This window comes from Arthrobacter rhamnosi, from assembly GCF_054510855.1.
In genome coordinates this window covers 518,511-541,900 of sequence record NZ_JBTNDT010000001.1, presented here as the reverse complement: position 1 = coordinate 541,900, position 23,390 = coordinate 518,511, and the positions used below count along the sequence as shown (strand labels likewise).

Sequence of the window (23,390 nt, the reverse complement as noted above, 5' to 3'; positions counted from 1 at the left end):
TTTAATTTCGTTACGGAGGCCCTTCCCATGTCGTCTGGATCCAGGACAACGGATCAGTCAAGCTCGGACACTGCGCGGGAGGGTTTCGTAGAGCACTACTTCGAGCATCTCGCGCGCGAGGATGCCGCCGGATACCTCCTGACGGACCTCCGCCAGCGTGCCTTCGCGCACCGCGACCTCGCCGAATCCCGGACACCGGGAACCGCCGCCATCGGCGTGATGGACCAGGGCAACGCCAGCGTGGTCATGATCGTCACGGATGACATGCCGTTCCTGGTGGACTCCGTCACCGCCGAGCTGGTCCGCCAGAATGCGGCGATCCAGCTCGTCGTCCACCCGACGTTCCTCGCGGTGCGGGAGGACGGAGCGTCGACGCTCGCGGCGCTCGAGCGAGTCCCCTCGACGGCGGGAGCCTCGAGCGGCGACACGGCCGCGCTCCCCGACATGGGCGAGCTGGCCGGGCTGGCGGGTCACTCCGCGCACATCGAGTCCTGGATCTCTGTGGAGGTCGCGCGTCTTCCCGACTCCGCTGCCAAGGAGTCGGTCATCGACGGACTCCACCGCGTGCTGGGGGATGTCCGGTCGGCGGTGGAGGACTGGCCTGCCATGCGCGACCAGGTCCGTTCCGTCGAAGCGTCCCTCGGCTCGATCGCGGGCGCGGAGGACATCCCCGACCTGCGGCAGGCGCAGGAACTCCTGCAGTGGCTCGACAGCGGCAACTTCACCTTCCTCGGCTACAAGGAATACGACCTCGTGATCGACGAGGCAGGCGATGACGCCCTCCGCGTCCGGGAAGGCAGCGGCCTCGGTCTGCTCCGGCACGGGATCGGGGGCGGGCACCTCCAGCGACTCACGGGAGCAGGCAGGGCCAAGGCGCGGGAGCGCCGCGTCCTCGTCATCACGAAGGCCAACTCACGGTCGACGGTGCACCGGGCCGCGTACCTGGACTACATCGGTATCAAGAGCTTCGATGCCCAGGGGAACGTGAACGGCGAGCGCCGCTTCATCGGCCTGTTCGCGACCAGCGCCTACACGGGCTCGGTGCGGAACGTGCCGCTCGTCCGCGACAAGGTCACCGAAGTCCTGCGGCGCTGCGGATTCCCGTCCGACTCCCACTCGGGGAAGGACCTGCTGTCCATCCTCGAGACGTACCCCCGCGACGAGCTGTTCCAGATCGAGGTCCCCGACCTGGTCTCCACCGCTCTCGGGATCCTCCGGCTGCAGGAGCGCAGGCGCACCCGGCTGTTCCTGCGCCCGGACGTCTACGGGCGCTTCATGTCCGCCCTCGTCTACCTGCCCCGCGACCGCTACACCACGAGCGTGCGGTTGCGCATCGAGGAGGAACTGCGGACGGCGCTCGACGCCGACACGATCGACTACGAGGCGCGGATGAGCGAATCCGCCCTCGCGCGGCTGTTCTTCCGAATCCGGCTGCAGAAGGGGGCGGAGGTCCCCGACATCGACGCCGCGCAGCTCGAGCGGCGCCTCGTACGGGCCGCCCGTTCGTGGCCCGAGGGCGTCGTCGAGGTCGCCCAGGAGCGCTTCGAGCAGGACACGGCGCATCGCCTCGCCTCCCTCTGGGCGGAATCCTTCCCGCCCAGCTACCGCGTGGACTACGAGGTCGAGGACGCGCTGGAGGACATCGCCCGGTTCGAGCAGCTCGCCGACGCGGGAGCGGGAGTGCCCCGGCTCCACGTGTACGTGCCCGAGCGCCGGGAGCCCGGCAGCGCCGAGGACGCGCGGCTCAAGCTCTACCTCACCGAGGCGAAGAGCCTGACGCAGATCCTTCCCTACTTCCACAACCTGGGCCTCGAGGTGCTCGACGAGCGGCCGTTCGGCATCACGCGGTCGGACGGGCGATCGTTCTTCCTCTACGACCTCGGCCTGAAGTACCCCGCCGAGATCTCGCCCCTCGGGACGGCGAGCCTGCTGCAGGAGGCGTTCGGCGCCGCGGTCACCGGAGACAGCGAGTCCGACGCGTTCGACCGGCTCGTCCTGAGCGAGCAGCTCGGCTGGCGCCAGGTGCTGATCCTCCGCGCCTACGCCAAGTACATGCGCCAGATGGGCAACACGAACTCCTACGGCTTCGTCGCCGATACCCTGCGGCGGAACGCGGTCGTCAGCCGCGCCCTCGTGGCCCTGTTCACGGCCCGCTTCGATCCCGACCTCGAGGGCGACCGGGCGGCGGCCACCGATGCCGCACGGGCAGCACTGGACGCGGGACTCGAGGCCGTCCCGACGCTCGACGCCGATCGCGTCCTGCGCACGTTCGCGAACCTCATCGACGCGACCCTCCGGACGAACTACTTCCAGGACAAGCGCCACGTCAGTTTCAAGTTCGACACCGCCCGGATCGACGGTGCGCCGTTCCCGAGGCCCAAGTTCGAGATCTGGGTGTACTCGCCGCAGGTCGAGGGCGTGCACCTCCGCTTCGGCAAGGTCGCCCGCGGTGGCCTGCGCTGGTCCGACCGACGCGAGGACTTCCGGACCGAGGTGCTCGGCCTCGTGAAGGCCCAGACCGTGAAGAACGCGGTCATCGTGCCGACCGGCGCGAAGGGCGGTTTCTTCGCGAAGCAGCTCCCCGACCCGACGGTCGACCGCCAGGCCTGGCTCGCGGAGGGCCAGGCGAGCTACCGCACGTTCATCCGCGGCCTGCTCGACATCACCGACAACGTCATCACGAACGGCACGACCGAGTCGGTCCTGCCGCCGGCGCGCGTCGTACGGCACGACGACGACGACACCTACCTCGTCGTCGCGGCCGACAAGGGAACCGCGTCGTTCTCCGACATTGCCAACGAGCTGTCGGCCGAGTACGACTTCTGGCTCGGTGACGCGTTCGCGTCCGGAGGATCCGTCGGCTACGACCACAAGGCGATGGGCATCACGGCGAGGGGCGCCTGGGAGTCCGTGAAGCGGCACTTCAGCGAGTTCGACGTCGACACGCAGACCGACGACTTCACCGTGGTGGGCGTCGGCGACATGAGCGGGGACGTCTTCGGCAACGGCATGCTCCTGTCCGAACACATCCGGCTGCTCGCCGCCTTCGACCACCGCCATATCTTCCTCGACCCCAACCCCGATGCCGCGACGTCCTTCGCCGAGCGCCGTCGCCTGTTCGACCTTCCCCGGTCGAGCTGGGAGGACTACGACAGCACGCTGATCAGCTCCGGCGGCGGCGTGTACCCGCGGCAGGCCAAATCCATCCCCATCTCCCCGGAGGTGGGCGAGGCCCTCGGACTCGACGCCGGAGTGACCAAGCTCAGCCCGCCGGAACTGCTCCGGGCGATCCTCCGGGCGCCCGCGGACCTGCTCTACAACGGCGGCATCGGCACCTACGTGAAGGCCACGGACGAGACGAACGGCGACGTCGGTGACCGGGCGAACGATGCCATCCGCGTCAACGGCAGCGAGCTGCGCGCCCGCGTCGTCGGTGAGGGCGGCAACCTGGGCATGACCCAGCGGGGCCGCATCGAGGCAGCGCTGTCCGGGGTCCTCCTCAACACCGACGCCATCGACAACAGCGCCGGCGTCGACTGCTCGGACCACGAGGTCAACATCAAGATCTTCGTCGACCGGATGGTGCGCGCCGGGCGCCTGCAGCCGGAGGAGCGGGCGGAGTTCCTGCACTCGATGACCGACGAGGTGGCGCACCTCGTGCTGCAGGACAACATCGACCAGAACGTCCTCCTGCTGAACGACCGCCAGAGGGTCGTCGAGTGGAGCCCGAGCTACGAACGGATGATGGACTGGCTCGAGAAGAAGGCGGACCTCGACCGGAACCTCGAAGCGCTGCCGACGACGGCCGAACTCCGCAGGCGGGCCGACGCCGGGCGCGGGCTCACCTCGCCGGAACTCTCGGTGCTCGCCGCCTACGCGAAGATCGAGCTGACGAGAGTCCTCTCGGCCAGCACCCTCGCCGACGATCCCTACTTCAAGGGCACTCTCCGCCGGTACTTCCCGCGGCAGCTGGTGGAGCGGTTCGATGACCTGCTCGACACGCACCCCCTGCGCCGCGAGATCATCTCGACCGTCATCGCCAACGACGTCATCAACCTCGGCGGGATCACCTTCGCCTTCCGCGTGATCGAGGAGACCTCCGTACCCGAGCCGGTGGTGGCACGGGCCTTCGTGGCACTGCGGGAGATCTACTCGCTGGACGAGACCGTCGATGCGCTCGCGGTCCTGCCTGCGGGCTTCCCGACCGATCACTGGACCACGGTCCACCTGGACCTGCGCCGTCTGCTGGACCGGGCGGTGCGCTGGTTCGTGAACCACGTGGAGCCGGGCTCGTCGGTGACCGAGGACATCAACGCCTTCAAGCCGCTCGTGGCTCCCTTCAGGGCGCGGCTCTCGGAGTACCTGCGCGGCTGCGACCTCGAGCGGGCACGTGACGGCATGGCGACGGCGAGGGCGTGGAACCTGCCGCAGGAACTCGGCCGCCACTGGGCCGAGCAGTTCGAGTCCTTCCCGCTGCTGGACATCGCGTACAGCACACGGCGGGTCGACGAACCGGTGGAGAACATCGCCAAGGTGTACTACTCGGTCTACGACCGTTTCGAGGTCGACGACCTGCTCGAACGGATCACGAAGCTGCCGAGGACCGACCGCTGGCAGGCCCTCGCCCGGGCGGCCCTGCGCGACGACCTCTACTCCACGGTCGCCGACATCTGCGTGGCGGTCATGCGGGCCACCAGCACCATGCAGGACCGCGACGCCGGCGAGCGGCTGCTCGCGTGGCAGGAGCAGAACGCCGACCAGTTGCAGCGTGCGAGCAACATGTTCGCCGAAGTGAACATGCTGGAGAAGGACGACATCTCGTCCCTCTCGGTGGCTCTCCGGCTCCTGCGCTCCATCGTGCGGTAGCCCGGTAGTCCCTCCGGTCAGCGCCAGGGGATCGGGAGTGACAGACTGGACCTGCGGCACCCGTCCCGCAGGTCCGGTCCGTCGTCGGCCGCCGGACGTGGAGCCCGTCGCTGGATCGGCCCGAGCACCCGAGCAATAGAGAGATTCCATGGCTATCTTCACTGACCCCATCCGCGAGTACACAGGGTTCGAGCCCGGCGATGCCGAGTGGCTCCACCTCCTGGTGGGGGACTGGCAGATGGTGGCCGACCTGGCGTTCGCGGACCTCGCGCTCTGGTTTCCGCTCGACGGAGGAGGCTATGTGGCGCTCGCCCACGCCCGGCCGTCCACCTCGCACACCGTGTTCCACAGCGACTTCGTGGGGGAGCGCATCCGCGCGGATCTGCAGCCGCTCGTCGATCTCGCCTGGGAGTCGCAGAAGATCGAGCGCTCCGGCGAGACGAACTGGACCACGGAGATGGCGATGCGCGTCGAGGCCGTCCCGATGGTGCGCAACGGCCGGACGCTCGCCGTCGTCACGACCCACATGGACCTGTCCAGCTCGAGGATGCCGTCCCGCCTGGAGCTGACGTACCGGCAGTGCGCCTACGACCTGCTGCGGATGGGGACCCTGGGACTGTGGCCCGATTTCGCAACGCCCACGGGGTCACGGCGCGGCGCCCCCCGCGTGGGTGACGGGCTGATCCGGCTCGACGTCGACGGCATCGTCCAGTACGCCAGTCCGAACGGCGTGTCCGCCTTCCGCCGGCTGGGCGACGTCGAGACCCTCGAGGGCCGGCCGCTCGCGGAGATCACCACGGGCCTCCTGAAGGATCGGCGGATGGTGGACGAGACCCTTCCCCTGGTCGTGACGGGACGCATGCCCTGGCGCACCGAGATCGGCTCCCGCGGCGTCAGCCTGTCGCTGCGCGCCATCCCGCTGCGGGACGAGAAGGAGCGCTTCGGAGCACTCGTGCTGTGCCGGGACGTCTCAGAGCTGCGGCGCCGTGAGATGGAGCTCGTGTCCAAGGACGCGACCATCCGTGAGATCCACCACCGGGTGAAGAACAACCTGCAGACCGTGGCGGCGCTGCTGCGGATGCAGTCCCGCAGGATGGTCAGCGAAGAGGGCAAGCTCGGCCTCGAACAGGCCATGCGCCGCGTGTCGACGATCGCCCTGGTGCACGAGACGCTGTCGCAGGGTCTTGCGCAGAGCGTGGACTTCGATGAGCTCATCTCCCGCCAGTTCCGCCTGTCTGCGGAAGTCGCGTCGCCGTCCCAGGCGGTGCGCACCGAACGGAGCGGTGATTTCGGGGAACTCCCCAGCGATCTCGCGACGCCGCTGGCCCTCGTGATCAACGAACTCGTCACGAATGCGGTCGAACACGGTCTGTCCGGGCGGGCAGGAACGGTCTGGCTCAGGGCCAACCGCAGGACCGAGGCCGACGGCGAGGAGATCCTCCGCGTGACGATCGAGGACGACGGCGTGGGCCTGCCCGCCGGCGGGCACGCGGAGGGACTGGGCCTGCAGATCGTCCGGACCCTCGTCACCAGTGAGCTGGGCGGGACGATCGAATGGAGCACCCGCCCCGGCGGCGGTACCTCCGTCACTCTCGAGACGGACCTGCGCCTCAACCAGGGGAGCTGACCGCGGGCGTTCATCCCGGGAACGACGAAGGGCCGCCCGGAGGGCGGCCCTTCGTCATCCATTCAACTGCCTGGCTGCGCCGGGTGCGTCCCGGCGCCGATCATGAGGCGCGGCGCGCCCTTGCGGCCCGACGCTTGAGCGCACGGCGCTCGTCCTCGCTCAGTCCACCCCACACTCCGGCATCCTGCCCGGATTCGATGGCCCACTGCAGGCAGGTGTCCTGTACCTGACAGCGGCGGCAGACGCTCTTCGCCTCCTCGATCTGAAGAAGCGCCGGTCCGGTGTTACCGACCGGGAAGAACAGTTCCGGGTCCTTGTCCAGACAGGCTGCGCGACTACGCCAATCCATGGTGATCACATTCTCCTCTAGCCTCGCTTCTCGGATGTTTGTGAAAACATTCACGAGGGGGCTCATAGTAAAGGGGCCGACTTCGGCCCCCGGGTTTGCACTGCATTTAAGGCTGTCACGTTACCAACTCGTAAACAAGGGTTTTACCGTTCTAATTGGCTCGACGCGTGAGGGGTATGTCACAGCGGCCTCGTCCCTTACACTGCGCCGACCCTCCCGAAGCCGTCGGGTAGGGTTCGAGGGTGGCCACAGACCCAGCCTTGGATCCCTCGAACCGACCACGCGGCGTCCTCCTGATCGCCGCGGTCCTGACGCTCGAGGCGGTCGCACTCGTCGTACTCGCCGCAGGTTCCGTCGTGGCGGTCTTCGGAGCCGACCCCGTCTCGGTCGGACGCTCGGCCTTCCTGGTGGTCCTGCTGCTGCTGGTCGCGGCGTTCCTGGGTGCCCTTGCTCGGAAACTGGCGGCCGGCTTCCGGTGGGCGCGATCGCCGTCCCTCGTCGTCCAGCTCTTCCTGATCATCCTGGCCTTCCCCTACTTCTCGTCCGGCAACCCGGTCATCGGGCTCCTGCTGCTGGTCCCCGCCGCCGCGGTCATCGTGGCCCTGTTCACGAAACCCGTCGTCGATTTCACAGCGCGGACGATCGGGAACGATAGAACGCTGTAGGTCCGGCGGGTCCGGCGGGTCCGTCCGGCCGCGCCGCGTCGGCGCCCGGAGCAAGCGCCACCTGGACCTCGACGACGTGCGCCGGATCGCAGGCGAAGCCCCGGCCCGGGATCGAGGGCCCGTCGACATCGAGCCGTACCCCGAAGAAGTCGCCGTCCCCGGGCGATCTCGGTGACAGGACGAACCCGCGGCCCGTCCCGCGGGCCACGAGCGAGAGCGGCACCCGGGCCAGCAGCGCATGGTTCGGTGGAGCGGACAGCACCGCGGCGGCACCGGCGGCGACGAACCCCGAGAGTGCCTGCTGGACGTCGCCGGGCAGGTGGTCGGCGTCGTCGACCACCAGGATGCAGCGCTCCGGCGGTGTGGGGCCGGCGCGGCGCGCGGTGAGGTCCCGCCAGAACGCCGCCACCGCCTCCCGCCCGGCGCCCTCCGGTGGCGCCAGGACTGTACGCCGTGGAGGAAGCGCGGCCGCGGCCGCAAGGACCCGGAGGGCGTTGGTGCGACCCGACGACGCGTGTCCGAGCACCAGGTAGACCTCGCCGGGCCGCACGCTGACGGAGTAGGGGCTCAGGTCGTCGCCGGCCACTCCCAGCAGCAGCTCGCCGCGTTCCTCCCCGTCCCCCCTGCGCGCAGCGAGCCGTCCGAAGGGGACGGAGAGTGGAAGGGGGTGTACCGGAAACGGAGGCCTGGCGGGAGGGCGGGCCGGGAGCAGGACGGTCTCGGACTGCAGGACCAGTTGGCAGGCGCCGTCACCCCAGCTGCCCGTGATCCTTCCCCGCGCGAAACCCCGCCCTGCCACGGCGTCGACCGGCGGCATCTTCGGCCAGGTCATGGTCATCTCCGCATGTGCACCGAGGGGCAAATAGACGCGGTTCGGCAGCAGGGCGAAGAACCGCGACGAGGTGAGGTCGCGGTCGCCGTCGACGAGTACCGCCACTCCGCTCTGGGCGCCGTCCCGGACGACGGCGTGCAGGTCGTCCTCCGCGCGGGCGAACCTGCCGGTGCGGAACTGGCTGCTCCACCGTCCCCACCCGGTGATCACGAGGACGATGGAGGGTGCGTCGTCCTGTCGGAGCACGGGCAGGGCCGACAGCCGCTCGAGCACCCGGCCGGCCCGCTTCGTCTCGGAGGGCTGCACGTGCGCGCCGACCTGGAGGCTGAGGGCGTGGCCCGCCAGGCTGCCGTCCCCGTCGAGCAGGTACAGGTGTACGTGCGGGTCGGCCACCAGGGACGCTACGGCCGACCCGAGGGCCGTGTCCGCTCCACTGCCGGGGAGTCCGACGAGCGCCAGGTGCGAATGGTCTCCGGGCCGCCACTGCAGGAGACGCTGCTCCTGGCGGTCGGGGAAGTCGGCGACGCCGAGCGCGATGGCGGGACGCGGAGAGGTCGCCGGTGACGGCGGGTCGGCAGGCAGGAACGCGGAACACCCGGCGGGGGAGAGCGTGGCGGGCAGGGGCGGCAACACGGGGGAACGGGGACCTGGCGGACCCGATCGGGCATGCGTCCCGGCATGCTCGAGTGCTGCAGCGGCGAGATTCCCGGCTGCCCGGTGAAGGATGCTGTGGTCCGCGGCGTCACGGTTGCCGATCCCGGCCGTGCCGTCGCCGGTGCCGTCGACCGGGGGAGCGGGATCGTCGGCCGCGGGTCGAGGACCGATCCGATGGCTTCCGGCGCCTCCGAGATAGGCAGCAAGGTCCTGCCATCCCGGTGAACCCGACGGTGCAGGCAGGACCGAGCACGACGCCACCTGGAAGGCGATCGGGGGCTCGGCTCCACGGCGCAGGAACGCCCTGCCCGGAAGATCGACGGAGATGTCTGCTGCCGCCGCGGAGCCGAGCAGATCCTGCGACTCACCAGCCGTCTGGACCCTCAGGAGCACGGACGAGGTGACGTTGGCCCGAATGTCCGGCGTGACCGCACCCTGCGCCCTCTGGGTGGCGAGCACCAGATGGACCCCGAGCGACCTGCCGAGCGCGGCGATCTTCATGAGGTCCGGGACCGCGGTCGGGACCTCGTCGCTCAGCATCCGGAATTCGTCGATCACGACGACCAGCCGTGGCGGACACGAGGACGGGGACACCCGGCGCAGCTCCGCCAGTCCGTCGGCGCCATGCTCGGCGCACAGCTGCTCGCGGCGCCGGAGCTCCGCGCGGAGCGAGATCAGGGCACGTCCTGTCGACTCGGACGACAGATCGGTCAGGCAGCCGACGCAGTGCGGCAGCGCCGCGAGGGTGCCGAGGCCTGACCCGCCCTTGTAGTCGATCAGGAGCAGTGCCAAGTGCTCGGGAGCCTGGTCGAGGGCGAGTCCGAGCACCAACGTCCTCAGGAACTCCGACTTCCCGGAACCGGTCGTGCCGGCGACCAGGAGGTGTGGACCGTCCCGGACGAGGTCGATGGACACCGGGCCGGAGCCCGATTCGCCGAGGTACGCCCTCGGGCGCCGGACGTCAGCCGAGGACCACCGGCCGGCAGCGGTCGTCGCCAGCTCATCAGGGCTTCCCTCGCGGGACCACAGGGAGGCGGACCGCGGTGGGACGGCGACCTCCCCCGCCGCGGCGCCGGGCGCAGTGGGCCGCACGGCGCCCGCGGCTGCTCGGGCAAGGGTGCGCGCTACCCGTTCGAACGTCCGGGCGGACACGCCATCGGGAAGGACGTCGTACTCCCGCCCGTCGATCCGGGCGCGGGCACGGCCCCCGGTGAGGGTCATGCCCGCTCCCGCCATGTCCGCTCCGGCTGCCGGGCGGCTTCCCGACGCGGTCGGGGGACTGCTCCGCCCGCCGGCGAAACGGAGGACGAACAGGCCCTGCGCCTGCGGAAGGCGGGGGAGGTCGCCGGAGAACTGGAGCACCAGGCGCACGCCTGCCTGCCCGATGAACTGGGCCAGCATGCCGGCGTCCCGGGTGAGGCGCACGTTCGGAAGGAACCGGGCGGAGTGGGGAAGGTCCGCTGCAGATCCCCAGCAGAGAACGGGTGGGGCACCGGATTCGGGGTGGGCCAGCTGGAGCAGGACGCCGCGGGCCAGCGCCTGCACCGCCCCGGTGTCCCCGGTGATGGTGAAATCCTGCCTGCCGGTGTCCTGTGCGCGGCATGTGCAGGGCAGGACGAACGGCAGCTCGGGGAGGATCGGCGGGAGAAAGGATGCCTCGTCCCTGCCGACCGAGAGGTGCGCCGGCTGGTGAGCCGCCCCGAGCCGCAGCAGGAACACGTCCGGGGCTGCTCCGGCCGGTCGTCGGGGTCCTGACCGGCAGGCCCGGAGCGCGTCGAGGGCTGTCTGCCCGGGATCGGGAACCGCCCGTGAGCGCCGTACCGCGTCCTGCTCCGCGGCACGCTGCACGGCGGCCCCGAAGGTCCGGGCGGACCGGCGATACGTCAGCAGGGGCACCAGGCCCGTGACTGCGGACAGGGCGCTGAAGGCGAGGAAGAACCACATGCCGGTGGTCAGTGCCAGGACGACACCGAGGACGAGCGGCAACAGTGCCGTCAGGACCAGGAGGGGGGACGGCTGCCGGGGCGGGTCCGCACCGACGGGCAGCGGGTCGAGGAGATCCGGGGTGGACACGGCCGTCCATCCCTCGTCGTCGATCAGTTCGATCCGGCACCGGCTCGCTCCGAGACGAAGGTGCGCCGCCACCGTGATGGGGGCACGGGTGATGCCCGCCCCGTCGACGGATGTCCCGTTCACCGAGCCCAGGTCCTCGAGGACGATCGAGTCCTCCGTCACCGTGAGGAGGGCATGGTTCCTGGACACCGCAGGGTCGGAGACCACGATGTCACTTCCACTACGGCCGATGGTGTAGCTGCCCCGCGTGAGCGGAATCACCTGGCCGGCGTCGGGGCCCGAATGGACGACGAAGACCAGAGGAGGAACGTGTGCAGGAGGGCCCGCCTCGGGGCGGCTGCCGGCGACGATGACGGCGCCGTCCACCAGTGCACCGACGTGCGGGACCAGCGAGGTGAGCAGGACGCCGTCGACGGCGAACGGGCCGGGGTAGCCGGCGGCTTCGAGGCGGCCGGCGAGGGCGGCGCCCGTGGGAAGGGCGTCCGTGTCGACGACGATCTCCCGGGGAGGAAACGCCGCCGGGGGACCGCTCGCGAGGGTGACGTGCAACTCCACGGAGACCTCCTGGACGATGGCTGCATCCGAGGCTAGAGGGCCCGGGGACGGCGCCGCGGCGACGGGTGGGCTGTGTGGACAACAGGGACCTCCCCGACTTCTGTGTCGCCGGCCGGCGCCCGCCGGGCCGTTCCCCTGCTTGCCGGGTTTACCCGGATGCCGCCGGTACAATCGGTCCTCGTGTCTACTCTGAAAGCCTGCAATGGCAATCCTTGAAGCGAGCCGTCCTGCCGCCCCGCGTGGCGGCGGGACGAGTGCCGACCGCGGCTTCCGCCCCGAGGTCCAGGGACTGCGAGCCCTGGCCGTCCTGATGGTGGTGTCCTACCACGTCTGGTTCGGACGGGTATCCGGAGGCGTGGATGTCTTCCTGCTGATCTCGGCTTTCCTGCTGGCTCTCTCGTTCCTCCGCAAGGTGGAGTCGGGGCGGCCGCTGGATCTGGGGCGGCACTGGCTGCACCAGTTCAAGCGCCTCCTGCCGGCCGTCGTCGTCGTGATCCTGGGGATACTCGGGGCCAGCTACGTGCTGGTTCCGCAGACGCGCTGGTCCGACGTCATCGAGCAGTCCTGGGCCTCCCTCTTCTACGTCCAGAACTGGGTCCTCGCCTCCAACGCCGTCGACTACTACGCCAGTGACCACAGCCAGGCCAGCCCGCTGCAGCACTTCTGGTCGCTGTCCGTCCAGGGCCAGGTGTTCATCCTCTGGCCTCTCCTGTTCCTCACGAGTGCGGTGGTGGCGCGGCGATTCCGGTTGAAGTTCCGGGGCGTCGTCCTCCTCGTCTTCGGCGTGCTCTTCGCGGGGTCGCTGGCATTCTCGGTCTGGGAGACCTACACCAACCAGGCCTTCGCGTATTTCGACACGCGGGCGCGTCTGTGGGAGTTCGCCTTCGGAACGCTGCTGGCGCTTGCCCTGCCGTTTCTCCGGCTGCCGCGCTTCGTGCGTGTCGTCGCGGGCTGGGTTGGCGTCGCGGCGATGCTCAGCGGCGGGTTCGTCCTCGACGTGCAGGGCCAGTTCCCGGGCTACGTCGCGCTGTGGCCGCTGGGCGCGGCCGCACTGGTGATCGTCGCCGGGCAGACGGACAGCGCCGTGGGAGTGGACCGCCTCCTGTCGTCCAGACCGCTGGTCAAGGTGGGAGACCTGTCCTACGCCCTCTACCTGTGGCACTGGCCCGTCCTGGTGCTGGCCCTGATCTGGCAGGACAGGGCGGCGCCGGGTGTGCTGGGCGGCTTCCTGGTAATCGGTGTGTCCCTGGTCCTGGCATACCTGACGATGCGTCTCGTCGAGCGTCCGATGCGCGCACTGGCATGGGCCGACCGGCGTCGTCGTCGTGCCGTCATCGTCCTGATGGTGTGTCTCGGGCTGGTCGCCGCACCGCTGGCCGGGTGGCAGCAGGTCATCCGCCAGCAGGCGGAGCAGGCCGAATCACAGACGAGCGCCGACAATCCCGGCGCCGTGTCCCTGCTGCCCGGGTACACCGACGAGGTCTCCGAGGACGCCGTGATCCTGCCGGAACTGAGCACCATCCGCGGTGACTTCCCCCGGCTCGACCCGTGCAGCGTCGAGTCGACCTCCATCCCCACCGACCTGGCGGCTTCCTGCACCCAGCGGCTCGCCGACGGGGAGGCGAGCAGGACCGTGGTCGTGGTGGGGAACAGCCACGCACAGCACATGTCCACGGCGGTCGTCGCGCTCGCGGAGAAATACAACTGGACCGTGATCGACCTGATCTCGCTCGGGTGCCCCTTCGGTCCGGCGGGAGAAGGGACGACCCCCGAATGTGCGGAGTTCTACGAACGGTCCACGGCCTACATCGAGGACCTGGCTCCTGATGCGGTGTTCACCATCGCGACGAGGACCCAGTTCGGCTCGAACGCGGAGACCCTGATGCCCGACTTCGGACGCACCGTGCAGCGGTTCACCGACAGCGGCATCGAAGTGATCGGGGTCCGCGACAATCCGCGCTTCGACTTCAACATGCCCGAGTGCACCGAGGAGAACGCGGACGCCCTGGAGCTGTGCACCCCGGCGAGGGACAAGGTGCTTCCGGCCGTCTCTCCGCTGGAGTCCTTCGACCCCGGCACAGCCCTGTACACCTCCGTCGACATGAACGACCTGGTATGCCCGGGGAACGTCTGCCCGCCGATCATCGGCAACGTGTACGTCTACATCGACAACAACCACATCAGTGCCACCTACTGGCGCACGATGGTGTCCCGGTTCGAGGAGCGCATCGCCGATACCGCGGTGCTGAAAGCGGCGTAGGCCACCCTCCCGGCCACCCTGCGCAGGTGCGGGGGCGCCTCATCGGCATGCTCGGTCCTCCGCCGGAGGCGGCGGCCGGTGGAAAGCCTCCGCGCCGTGTCGGGTAGCCTTGAGCGGGCATGTCTGTAGTTCAAATCAATCAGGAGTATCTGTGAACGTTGATCTCGTCGTCGTTGGATCGGGCTTTTTCGGCCTGACCATAGCGGAACGGGCGGCCACCCAACTCGGCCTCAAAGTAGCCGTCCTCGACCGCCGCCACCACATCGGGGGCAACGCGTACAGCGAGAACGAGGCGCGGACCGGCATCGAGGTGCACCGCTACGGTGCTCACCTCTTCCACACCTCGAACGAGCGCGTGTGGGACTACGTCCACAACTTCACCGAGTTCACGAACTACGTGCACAAGGTCTACACCCGCCACAAGGGCGAGGTGTACCCGATGCCGATCAACCTCGGCACCATCAACCAGTTCTTCCGTTCCGCCCTCGGCCCGGCGGAGGCCCGCGCCCTCATCCAGGAGCAGGCGGGCGAACTCGCCGGCACGGACCCCCAGAACCTGAACGACAAGGGCATCCAGCTCATCGGGCGGCCCCTGTACGAGGCTTTCATCAAGTACTACACGGGCAAGCAGTGGCAGACCGACCCCAAGGACCTGCCGGCCGAGATCATCTCCCGCCTCCCCGTGCGCTACACCTACGACAACCGGTACTTCAACGACAAGTACGAGGGCCTGCCGGTCAACGGCTACACGGCGTGGATCGAGCGGATGGCGGACCATCCGAACATCGACGTCCAGCTGAACACGGACTTCTTCGACGAGGGCCACGAGTACTCACGGTCCACGACGCTCGGGCAGGTCCCCGTCGTCTACACCGGACCTGTGGACCGCTACTTCGACTTCGCCGAGGGTGACCTCTCCTGGCGCACCATCGACCTCGAGGAGGAGGTCCTGCCCATCGAGGACTTCCAGGGCTGCTCGGTCATGAACTACCCCGATGAGGACGCGGCGTTCACCCGTGTCCATGAATTCCGTCACTTCCACCCGGAACGGGACTACACGAAGGACGCGACGGTCATCATGCGGGAGTACTCGCGCTTCGCCGAGAAGGGCGACGAGCCGTACTACCCGATCAACACCTCGGACGACCGGGCGAAGCTGCTGGCGTACCGCGACCTTGCCAAGGGCGAGAAGTCGGTGCTCTTCGGCGGACGCCTGGGAACCTACAAGTACCTCGACATGCACATGGCCATCGGCTCGGCCCTCTCCATGTTCGACAACAAGATCACCCCCCATTTCACGAGCGGGCAGACGTTCGAGAGCGGCGGAGTGGACGCATGAGCGCCACTTCAGAGGTCAAGGAGACCGTCATGGAACAGGACAGCGCAACGGTTTGGAAGACGGTGCACCGGGTCGTGTTCCCCACGGACGGCGACACCGACACACTGCCCCTCTACGTGGACTTCAATGCCGCACAAAGGGTCGTCGATGAGCAGCACCGTACCGAGCGGACCGGGGCGGGTACGACGGCCGTCGTGGCACAGCACCGCGCCCAGCGGTCCGATTTCATCGTCGACAGGCGTCAGCTGCAGCTTCCGGCTTACCGCCGGGTCTCGTTCGGCACATACTTCAACGCGTTCCCCGCGAGCTACTGGCGTGCACACACGGACGTGGCGCAGGTGCGCCTGGTGGTGGAGGTCGATGGAGACGCGACGGTCGTCATCTACCGCTCCAACGCGCGCGGCACCTCGAACCGTGTGGAGAGCATCCAGGTCGGCGCGGAGGAACCTGCCAGCATCGACCTGCCCATCACGGCCTTCGGGGACGGCGGCTGGTACTGGTTCGACCTCGTGGCCCTCGACACCGACGTCACGCTGCAGCGGGCCGAGTGGGCTGTCCCGCAGTCCGAGTACTTCGAACCCGGAACCATCTCCATCGCGGTGACGACCTTCAACCGCCCCGACTACTGCGTCCGCCACCTGTCGACTTTCGCCGAGTCCGACGAATTGCTCGACGTGCTCGATCGCCTCATCATCACCGACCAGGGCACCCAGAAGGTGCGGGACCAGGACGGATTCGACGAGGCCGCTGCCCGCCTCGGGGACAAGTTCACGCTCCTCGAACAGGGCAACCTCGGCGGCTCGGGCGGCTTCGCCCGCGGGATGCACGAGACGGTCAACGACGGCCGCAGCAAGTACGTGATCCTGCTGGACGACGACGTGCTGGTCGAGACCGAGGGAATCCTGAGGGCCGCCAACTTCGCGGACTTCACCCGCAAGCCCACCATCGTCGGTGGCCACATGTTCAACCTCTACGAGCGCTCCGTGCTCCACAGCTTCGGTGAGGAGATCAACGAGTACCGCTACTTCTGGGGACCCGTCACCAACACGCGCGAGGCCCACGACTTCTCGGCGAGCAACCTCCGCACCACGCCCTGGATGCACCGCCGGATCGACGTCGACTTCAACGGCTGGTGGATGTGCCTGATCCCCACCAGCATCATCCGCGAGATCGGCCTTGCGCTGCCCGTGTTCATCAAGTGGGACGACGCCGAGTACGGCATCCGTGCCAAGGCCCACGGTTTCCGCACCGTCTCGCTGCCCGGTGCTGCCGTCTGGCACATGCCCTGGACCGAGAAGGACGACACGATCGACTGGCAGGCCTACTACCACCAGCGCAACCGGTGGCTGGCCGCCATGCTCTACTCGCCCTACAAGCACGGTGGCCGGATGCCGCGGGAGAGCTTCATGGTCGACGTCCGCCACCTGCTGTCCATGCAGTACTCGGCGGTGGAACTCCGCCTCAACGCGCTGGAGGACCTCCTCGACGGACCCTCGCACCTCCACAGCACCATCGGTGCGAAGCTGCCCGAGATCCGCAGGCGCAGGGCCGAGTTCGACGACGCCCGCGTCAGCAAGAACATCGCCGAGTTCCCCGAGGTCAAGAGGGTCAAGCCGCCGAAACGGGGCATCAAACCCGCACCGCCGCGTACCCTCAGGGGCGCCCTGATCAAGGCCGGTACGGGTGCACTGCGGCAGATGCGGCCTGCGCGCCCTGAGGCCGGCGTCCAGCCCGAAGCGAACGTACCCGCCATGGATGCACGGTGGTGGCGGCTGTCGCAGCTCGATTCCGCCCTCGTATCGTCGGCCGACGGGTCGGGTGCGTCCTGGTACAAGCGGGACTCGGGCCAGTTCCAGTCCATGCTGAAGCGCAGCATGATCCTGCACCAGCGTCTCCTGGCCCGCTGGGACACCCTCGCGGAGGAGTACCAGAAGGCGCTGCCGGAGTTCACGTCGCAGCAGGCCTGGGCACAGACCTTCGAGAACGCACACCCGGCCGAAGGAGTAGGGAAGTCGGTCCTGTGACTGGTGTGTCGGACAGGGCCGGATCGGGAGGCGCATCGCGGGCGGACCTCGTGGTGCCGGGCTACGGCCATGGCCTGCGCGACGTCGTCCGCTCCCGCTACCTGCTGAAGCTGCTCGTCCAGAAGGAGCTCCGGGTGCGATACCGGGGGTCGGTGCTGGGGCTGCTGTGGTCGTACGTGAAGCCGGGTGTGCAGTTCGTGGTGTTCTACATCGCACTGGGCGTGTTCCTCGGCCTGGAGCAGAGCGAGCGGAATCCGGCCGGACTGCCCAACTACGCCATCTACCTGTTCTCAGGAATCGTCCTCATCAACTACTTCAACGAGGCGCTCGGCAACGCATCGCGGGCGATCGTGTCGAACGGTGGGCTCATCAAGAAGATCTATCTTCCGCGTGAGCTGTTCCCGATCGCGTCTACCTGGGTGTCAGCGGTGCACTTCCTGCCCCAGATCATCATCCTCGTCGTGGCGTGCCTCTTCTCCGGCTGGTCGCCGACCATCCTCCAGCTGGCCGCGGCATGCGCCGGCTTCCTCATCGTGACGATGTTCGCGATCGGGCTCGGGCTTCTCTTCGGCGCGGTGAACGTGTACTTCAGGGACGCGGAGAACCTCGTGGACATGCTGCTGATGGTGGCCACCTGGGCCTCGCCGGTCCTGTACCCGTGGCTGCTGGTCCGGGACAAGCTGGGCGAGACCTTCTTTCTGATCTACCAGCTCAATCCGATCACCGTGGCGGTGGAGACGTTCCACTTCGCGTTCTGGCTACCGACCACCGAACGGGCCGAAGCGATTCCGCCGAATCTCCTCTCGCTGTGGATCCCGGTCGCGCTCGTCACGTCGGGGCTGATGCTGATCATCGGCCAGCTCGTCTTCCGTCGGCTCGAGGGCCGTTTCGCCCAGGAGTTGTGATGACCACCGCCATCGAGATACGCAACGTCAACAAGCAGTTCGTCCTCCGCCACACGCGTTCCATGAAGGAGGCGTTCGTCTGGCTCATGAAGGGCCGCAAGGGGGACCTGTCCGAGCGTTTCCACGCGCTGTCGGACGTGTCCCTGACGGTCGAACAGGGGGAGTCCGTCGCGCTCCTGGGGTTCAACGGGTCGGGCAAGTCGACGCTGCTCAAGCACATGTCCGGAGTGATGCGGCCGGACTCGGGGTCCGTGCGGACCCGGGGCAGGGTGGCCGGCCTCATCGAAGTCGGGGCAGGATTCCACCCGGATCTCAGTGGGAGGGACAACGTCTACCTCAACGGGGCCATCCTCGGGATGGACCGGGACGAGATCGAGGCCAAGTTCGACTCGATCGTCGAGTTCTCGGAGATCGGCCAGTTCATCGATACCGAGGTCAAGTTCTATTCGTCCGGCATGTACCTCCGGCTGGCGTTCGCGGTGGCGGTCCACACCGATCCGGAAGTGTTCCTGATCGACGAGATCCTCGCCGTCGGCGACGAACCGTTCCAGAAGAAGTGCATCGCCAGGATCCGTGAGCTGGCGGCGGAGGGCAAGACGCTCGTCGTCGTGAGTCACGACCTCGACATGGTCGCCAAGATCTGCGAGCGGGGTGTCCTGCTGGACCACGGCAATGTGCTGATGGACGGCCCGGTGCGCGACGTCATCGCGCGGCTCCGGTCCAACTAGTCCCTGGCGGCAGGAGCGAGAGCGCGGTGCGCCCGTGGAGCCGCCCGGTTGAAACAATGTGGCCCTCGTGCTGCCTATGGAGGAAATGTGTCTTGGTGGTCGATCGCGCCGATTCTGGCGGTGACCGTCCTGGTGACGGTGCTGCCGGGACTGCTTCTCGCGCTCTCGCTCGGGTTCCGCCGGCTGGCCGCGGTCGGTGTGGCGCCGCTCCTGACCGTGGCCACGGCGGGCGTGGCAGCGGTGCTCGGCTCACTGGCCGGAATCCCCTGGTCGATCTGGCTCGTGGCCGGGGCAGCGCTGGTCTTCTCCGCTGCGGGCTACTTCCTGACGCGACGCTCGCGGGTCGCGGCTGAGGCTGGGGCTCCGGCTCCCGACGGCTGGGGAGTCCTTGGAGCGGCAGGTGCGGGGTTCCTCGTCGGCGCCGGCCTCATCGCCTGGCGGACGGTCACGCTGATCGGGAACCCCGAGAACATCGCCCAGCGCTTCGACAACGTGTTCCACCTCAACGCCGTGGAGTACATCGTCGCCACGGGTGACGGCTCGTCACTCACCCTGGGCGAGATGACGGGGAACTCGGGCGCGGCGGCGGTATACCCTGCTGCCTGGCACTCCCTGGCCGCCCTGGTCGTGCAGCTGACGGGCACATCCGTCCCGGTGGCCGTCAACGCGCTGAACATCGTCGTCGCGGCGGTCGTGTGGCCCCTGTCCGTCGTCTTCCTGACGAGGGTGGTCGCAGGCCGGAGCCCGGCCGTCCTCCTCTCCGCCGGGGTCCTCTCCGCCGCCTTCATCGGCTTCCCCTACCTGATGATGGTGTGGGGGCCCCTCTTCCCCTACATGCTGTCCGTCGCCCTCCTGCCGGCCGCTTTCGGGGCGGTCCTCCTCTTCCTCGGAATGGGCCGGCAGCTGGCCGTCCCCACGCTCACGGCGGTCCTGGTGGTCCTCGTCGCGGTCGCCGCGCTGGCGCTGTCGCACATGAGCTCGGTCAACAGCCTCGTGCTGTTCAGCTTCCCCGCACTCGTCGTCGCCCTCGTCAGGGGCAGGAGAGTCGGCAGCAGGATCCGCTCGGCGAGGGCGAGTGCCGCCCTCAGGGCAGCCCTCGGCCTGGTCGCGCTGGGCGTGTCCGTCCTCCTGTGGCTCAAGCTCCGTCCGGTGCCCTACGACGTGTGGGGGCCGCATCAGACCCCGGGAGGCGCCGTCGGAGAGGTGCTGGCCTACTCGCCGATGGGCTTCCCCCTGGTGTCGCTCACCGTGTCCCTGCTGGCCGGTGCCGGGATGATCCACCTCCTGCGGCGCGGGGACCAGCGGTGGCTGCTGGTGAGCTTCGCGCTGGTCGGCTACCTCTACGTCGTCGACGCAGGGCTGGAGCGGGGGCCCTGGCGCGCCGTGCTCACCGGGATCTGGTATGCGGACACCAACCGCCTCGCGGCATTGCTGCCGATGTTCGGTGTCGTGTTCGGTGCGATCGGGACGGGTGCCGTGCTGGCCTGGCTGGGCGACGTCGTGCGGCGAACCTCGGTCGCCACGCCGCTCGCGCGCGGAGTCCGTTCCCGGCCCGCACTGGTGCACGGGGCCGCGTCACTGGCGGGACTGGGAGTGGTGGCCGTCCTGGTGGCCTCGGCGACCCAGACGAAGCCGCTCGAGACGTATCTGGAAGGGGGAGAGCTCTACTACCTCCGGGACACCCCCACGTCCATCGTCTCCTCCGACGAGTACACCCTTCTCGAACGCGCCGAGGAGACCCTGCCGGAGGATGCGGTCATCGCGGGCAACCCGTGGAACGGCAGCACCCTCGCCTTCGCGTTCACCGGGCGCAAGGTGCTCTCCTACCATCTCTTCGAGACCCAGTCGCCGGCGGTGAAGGAGGTCGCGGAGTCCCTGAACGACGCCGCCACGGACGAGGAGGCCTGTGCCGCCGTCCGCGAGACGGGCGTGTCCTATGTCCTCGACTTCGGCACCCAGTACCTCGTCGAGAACGGGGCGTCCCGGTTGTTCCCAGGCTTCGACGACCTCGAGGACTCCGACGCGGTCCGGCTCATCGACGAGCAGGGCGCAGCGAAGCTCTACGAGGTCACTGTCTGCCAGGACTAGGCCTGCCGGGAAGCCTGTCGGGGTCGGGGCCTAACCGGGTCGGGGGCTACCAGGACCGAGGGCGGCGGGCGCAGCGGACGGTCACTTGGACGACGTCGCGAGCAGGGACAGCAGATAGGATCCGTAGCCGCTCTTGACGAGGGGCGTGGCGATCGCCTCGAGTTCGGCGTCGTCCAGGAATCCCTGCCGCCAGGCGATCTCCTCGGGGGCTCCGATCTTCAGCCCCTGCCGATGCTCCACCGTCCGGATGAAGTTCGAGGCGTCACTCAGGGAATCGAACGTACCGGTGTCGAGCCAGGCGGTCCCGCGGGGGAGGATGTCCACCTGCAGTTTCCCGGCTTCCAGGTACACCCGGTTGATGTCCGTGATCTCGAGTTCCCCGCGGGGTGAGGGCTTGAGCGCGCGGGCGATCTCCACCACGTGGTTGTCGTAGAAATACAGGCCGGGCACCGCGTAATTGCTTTTCGGGTTGGCCGGCTTCTCCTCGAGGGAGAGGGCCTTCCCCGTCTTGTCGAACTCGACGACCCCGTAGGCCGTGGGATCGGCCACCCAGTAGCCGAACACGGCGCCACCGTCCACCTGCGCGAAACGGCGCAGCTGCGTTCCCATGCCCTGCCCGTAGAAGATGTTGTCCCCCAGGACGAGGGCCACGGAATCGTCCCCGATGTGGTCCGCGCCGAGGATGAACGCCTGGGCGAGACCGTCCGGAGAGGGCTGCTGGACATACGTGAGGGAGACACCGAACCTGCTCCCATCGCCCAGCAGGCGTCGGAACTGGTCCGCATCCTGCGGCGTCGTGATGATGAGGATGTCCCTGATGCCCGCAAGGATGAGCGTGGACAGCGGATAATAGATCATCGGCTTGTCGTACACGGGTACAAGCTGCTTGCTGATTCCCAGGGTGATCGGGTGCAGTCTGGAGCCGGTACCCCCGGCAAGGATGATTCCGCGCATACTGCGAATTATTGCCCGGCGGCACGGCGACGCCAAATCGCTCCAGCGGCCGCGCGAGGGCTCCGGGGTAGGATGACTGAGTTGCCCTAGTGTCGGTCGTGCTGATGGAGAAATTGTGCCACGGAGGAAAAATTCGTCTGGACTCTGGTTCGGCCGACCGTTCGATACGCGGAACAACAGCCTGAACCTGATCCGCCTGGTGCTCGCGCTGGCGGTGCTCGTGCACCACAGCTGGCCCCTGTCCGGACGCCCCGAGGAACCGGCCTTCGCCGGGGACACCCTCGGAGGGTGGGCCGTGGCGGGGTTCTTCGTCATCAGCGGGTACCTCATCGCGGCAAGCCGGTTCAGCCACTCGCTGGGGGAGTACCTGGTGCACCGGGTGGCCCGCATCATGCCGGCCTTCATCGTCTGCCTCGTCGTCGTCGCCGGCTTCTTCGCCCCGCTCGGGTATGTCGCCGCCAAAGGCAGCCTCGACGGCTTCTTCACGACAGGCACGACGCCCTTCAACTACGTCTTCTCGAACCTCGGGCTGAAGATGCTGCGATACGACGTGGCAGGAACGCCTGCGGGCGTCCCCTACCCGGGCGCGTGGAACGGCTCACTGTGGAGCCTCTACTACGAGTTCTACTGCTACGCGATCCTCGCCTTTTTGGGGATCTTCGCCATCATCCGCAAGTCCCCCTGGCCCCTGACCATCCTCTTCGTCGCCAGCGTGGTCGCCCATGCGTCGATCGAGGACGTGGCTCCCTACACCCAGGGGAACTTCGACTTCGACCTGCTGTTCCGCCTGCTGCCCTTCTTCCTCGGCGGAGCCGTCGTCCTGGCATGGAAGGACCGGATCGGCATCCACTGGCTCCCGGGAGCCGCCTCCGCCGTGGCGGCCGTGGTGATCACGGCCCTGGTGCCCGGCTGGGGCGGCGCGGCGTCGGCTGTCTTCATCGCCTACGCCACCCTCTGGATTTCGACGCTGCTGCCCTCACCGATGCTGATCCGGAAGAACGACGTCTCCTACGGCGTCTACATCTACGCCTTCCCGATCCAGCAGCTGCTCGCGGTGCGCGGGGTCCATGAGCGAGGGCTCGTCGTGTACATGCTCGTGGCCGCGGTCCTCACGATCGCGGCGGGCATCGCCAGCTGGCTGCTGGTCGAGCGGCCCGTGATGCGCGCCGTCCGGCGGCACGGGAAGAAACCGACTCCCGAACCCGTGGCCGCTGCTGCGCCGCCTTCGGCAACCGGGCCGGCTGAGGGAACCGCGCAGCCCTCGGGATCCGCGCAGCCCTCGGGATCCGCGCCGGCTGAGGAGAACGCTCCGGCTGATGAGAACGCTCCGGCTGATGAGAACGCTCCGGCTGATGAGAACGCTCCGGTCGAAGGCGGGCCGGCCGGGGGGACGACGTCGGTCGGACGGCAGGGGGATCCGCTCGTTCCGCGGCGGTCCTTGATCGTCGGGACCCGCGCGACCGGCAGGTGA

13 protein-coding genes are annotated in these 23,390 nt (G+C 68.5%); 10 read left to right on the top strand and 3 right to left on the bottom strand.

The genetic code is table 11. The features are described 5' to 3' along the window. Positions 1 to 27: 27 nt before the first annotated feature. Positions 28 to 4,866: an NAD-glutamate dehydrogenase gene (locus tag ACX80I_RS02590; protein WP_459343598.1), complete on the top strand. Its 4,839-nt coding sequence runs from the start codon at positions 28 to 30 to the stop codon at positions 4,864 to 4,866. A gap of 148 nt (positions 4,867 to 5,014) precedes the next feature. Continuing rightward, positions 5,015 to 6,493, top strand: a complete 1,479-nt coding sequence (locus ACX80I_RS02585; RefSeq protein WP_459343597.1) for a sensor histidine kinase — start codon at positions 5,015 to 5,017, stop codon at positions 6,491 to 6,493. Between the two features lie 100 nt (positions 6,494 to 6,593). Here the strand turns inward: ACX80I_RS02585 and ACX80I_RS02580 are convergent, their stop codons facing one another. Further along, positions 6,594 to 6,842: a WhiB family transcriptional regulator gene (locus ACX80I_RS02580; protein ID WP_055769355.1), complete on the bottom strand. Its 249-nt coding sequence runs from the start codon at positions 6,840 to 6,842 to the stop codon at positions 6,594 to 6,596. Between the two features lie 242 nt (positions 6,843 to 7,084). Between ACX80I_RS02580 and ACX80I_RS02575 the strand changes: the two genes are divergently transcribed. Beyond that, entirely contained in the window at positions 7,085 to 7,507 is a 423-nt protein-coding gene (locus ACX80I_RS02575; RefSeq protein ID WP_459343596.1) for a hypothetical protein, read from the top strand. Here the strand turns inward: ACX80I_RS02575 and ACX80I_RS02570 are convergent. Continuing rightward, on the bottom strand, positions 7,470 to 11,621 hold the full coding sequence (locus tag ACX80I_RS02570) for an FtsK/SpoIIIE domain-containing protein (protein ID WP_459343595.1): 4,152 nt from the start codon (positions 11,619 to 11,621) through the stop codon (positions 7,470 to 7,472). The genes ACX80I_RS02575 and ACX80I_RS02570 overlap by 38 nt on opposite strands. A gap of 202 nt (positions 11,622 to 11,823) precedes the next feature. Here ACX80I_RS02570 and ACX80I_RS02565 point away from each other — a divergent pair, with 202 nt between their 5' ends. The 6 genes from ACX80I_RS02565 (at position 11,824) to ACX80I_RS02540 (ending at position 20,965) form a co-directional block, all read left to right on the top strand. Beyond that, positions 11,824 to 13,881, top strand: coding sequence for an acyltransferase family protein (locus ACX80I_RS02565; protein ID WP_459343594.1), 2,058 nt, complete (start codon positions 11,824 to 11,826; stop codon positions 13,879 to 13,881). A 151-nt stretch (positions 13,882 to 14,032) separates the two neighbouring features. Then, positions 14,033 to 15,220 (top strand): UDP-galactopyranose mutase, encoded by a 1,188-nt coding sequence (gene glf, locus ACX80I_RS02560; RefSeq protein WP_301226703.1) that lies wholly within the window; start codon positions 14,033 to 14,035, stop codon positions 15,218 to 15,220. Beyond that, entirely contained in the window at positions 15,217 to 17,244 is a 2,028-nt protein-coding gene (locus tag ACX80I_RS02555) for a glycosyltransferase (RefSeq protein WP_459343593.1), read from the top strand. Before glf ends, ACX80I_RS02555 begins: the two co-directional genes overlap by 4 nt. Beyond that, entirely contained in the window at positions 17,241 to 18,149 is a 909-nt protein-coding gene (locus ACX80I_RS02550) for an ABC transporter permease (RefSeq protein ID WP_459343592.1), read from the top strand. The genes ACX80I_RS02555 and ACX80I_RS02550 overlap by 4 nt, the downstream gene beginning before the upstream one ends. Then, positions 18,149 to 18,877 carry an ABC transporter ATP-binding protein gene (locus ACX80I_RS02545; RefSeq protein WP_459343591.1) on the top strand — a complete coding sequence of 243 codons (729 nt, stop codon included), beginning with the start codon at positions 18,149 to 18,151 and terminating at the stop codon, positions 18,875 to 18,877. The genes ACX80I_RS02550 and ACX80I_RS02545 overlap by 1 nt, the downstream gene beginning before the upstream one ends. Positions 18,878 to 18,964: 87 nt before the next feature. Next, the gene (locus ACX80I_RS02540) at positions 18,965 to 20,965 is read left to right on the top strand and encodes a DUF6541 family protein (RefSeq protein WP_459343590.1); all 2,001 of its coding nucleotides are present in this window, start codon (positions 18,965 to 18,967) and stop codon (positions 20,963 to 20,965) included. Positions 20,966 to 21,046: 81 nt separating this feature from the next. On the opposite strand, the gene rfbA is transcribed toward ACX80I_RS02540, so the two are convergent. Then, positions 21,047 to 21,919: a glucose-1-phosphate thymidylyltransferase RfbA gene (gene rfbA / locus ACX80I_RS02535; protein WP_459343589.1), complete on the bottom strand. Its 873-nt coding sequence runs from the start codon at positions 21,917 to 21,919 to the stop codon at positions 21,047 to 21,049. Between the two features lie 115 nt (positions 21,920 to 22,034). Between rfbA and ACX80I_RS02530 the strand changes: the two genes are divergently transcribed. Continuing rightward, the gene (locus ACX80I_RS02530) at positions 22,035 to 23,390 is read left to right on the top strand and encodes an acyltransferase family protein (protein ID WP_459343588.1); all 1,356 of its coding nucleotides are present in this window, start codon (positions 22,035 to 22,037) and stop codon (positions 23,388 to 23,390) included.

Excerpts from the sequence above, each read along its gene's own strand:
- ACX80I_RS02590 (WP_459343598.1), top strand. The coding sequence starts at position 28 with ATGTCGTCTGGATCCAGGACAACGGATCAGTCAAGCTCGGACACTGCG.
- ACX80I_RS02585 (WP_459343597.1), top strand. The coding sequence starts at position 5,015 with ATGGCTATCTTCACTGACCCCATCCGCGAGTACACAGGGTTCGAGCCC.
- ACX80I_RS02580 (WP_055769355.1), bottom strand. The coding sequence starts at position 6,842 with ATGGATTGGCGTAGTCGCGCAGCCTGTCTGGACAAGGACCCGGAACTG.
- ACX80I_RS02565 (WP_459343594.1), top strand. The coding sequence starts at position 11,824 with ATGGCAATCCTTGAAGCGAGCCGTCCTGCCGCCCCGCGTGGCGGCGGG.
- ACX80I_RS02555 (WP_459343593.1), top strand. The coding sequence starts at position 15,217 with ATGAGCGCCACTTCAGAGGTCAAGGAGACCGTCATGGAACAGGACAGC.
- ACX80I_RS02545 (WP_459343591.1), top strand. The coding sequence starts at position 18,149 with ATGACCACCGCCATCGAGATACGCAACGTCAACAAGCAGTTCGTCCTC.
- rfbA (WP_459343589.1), bottom strand. The coding sequence starts at position 21,919 with ATGCGCGGAATCATCCTTGCCGGGGGTACCGGCTCCAGACTGCACCCG.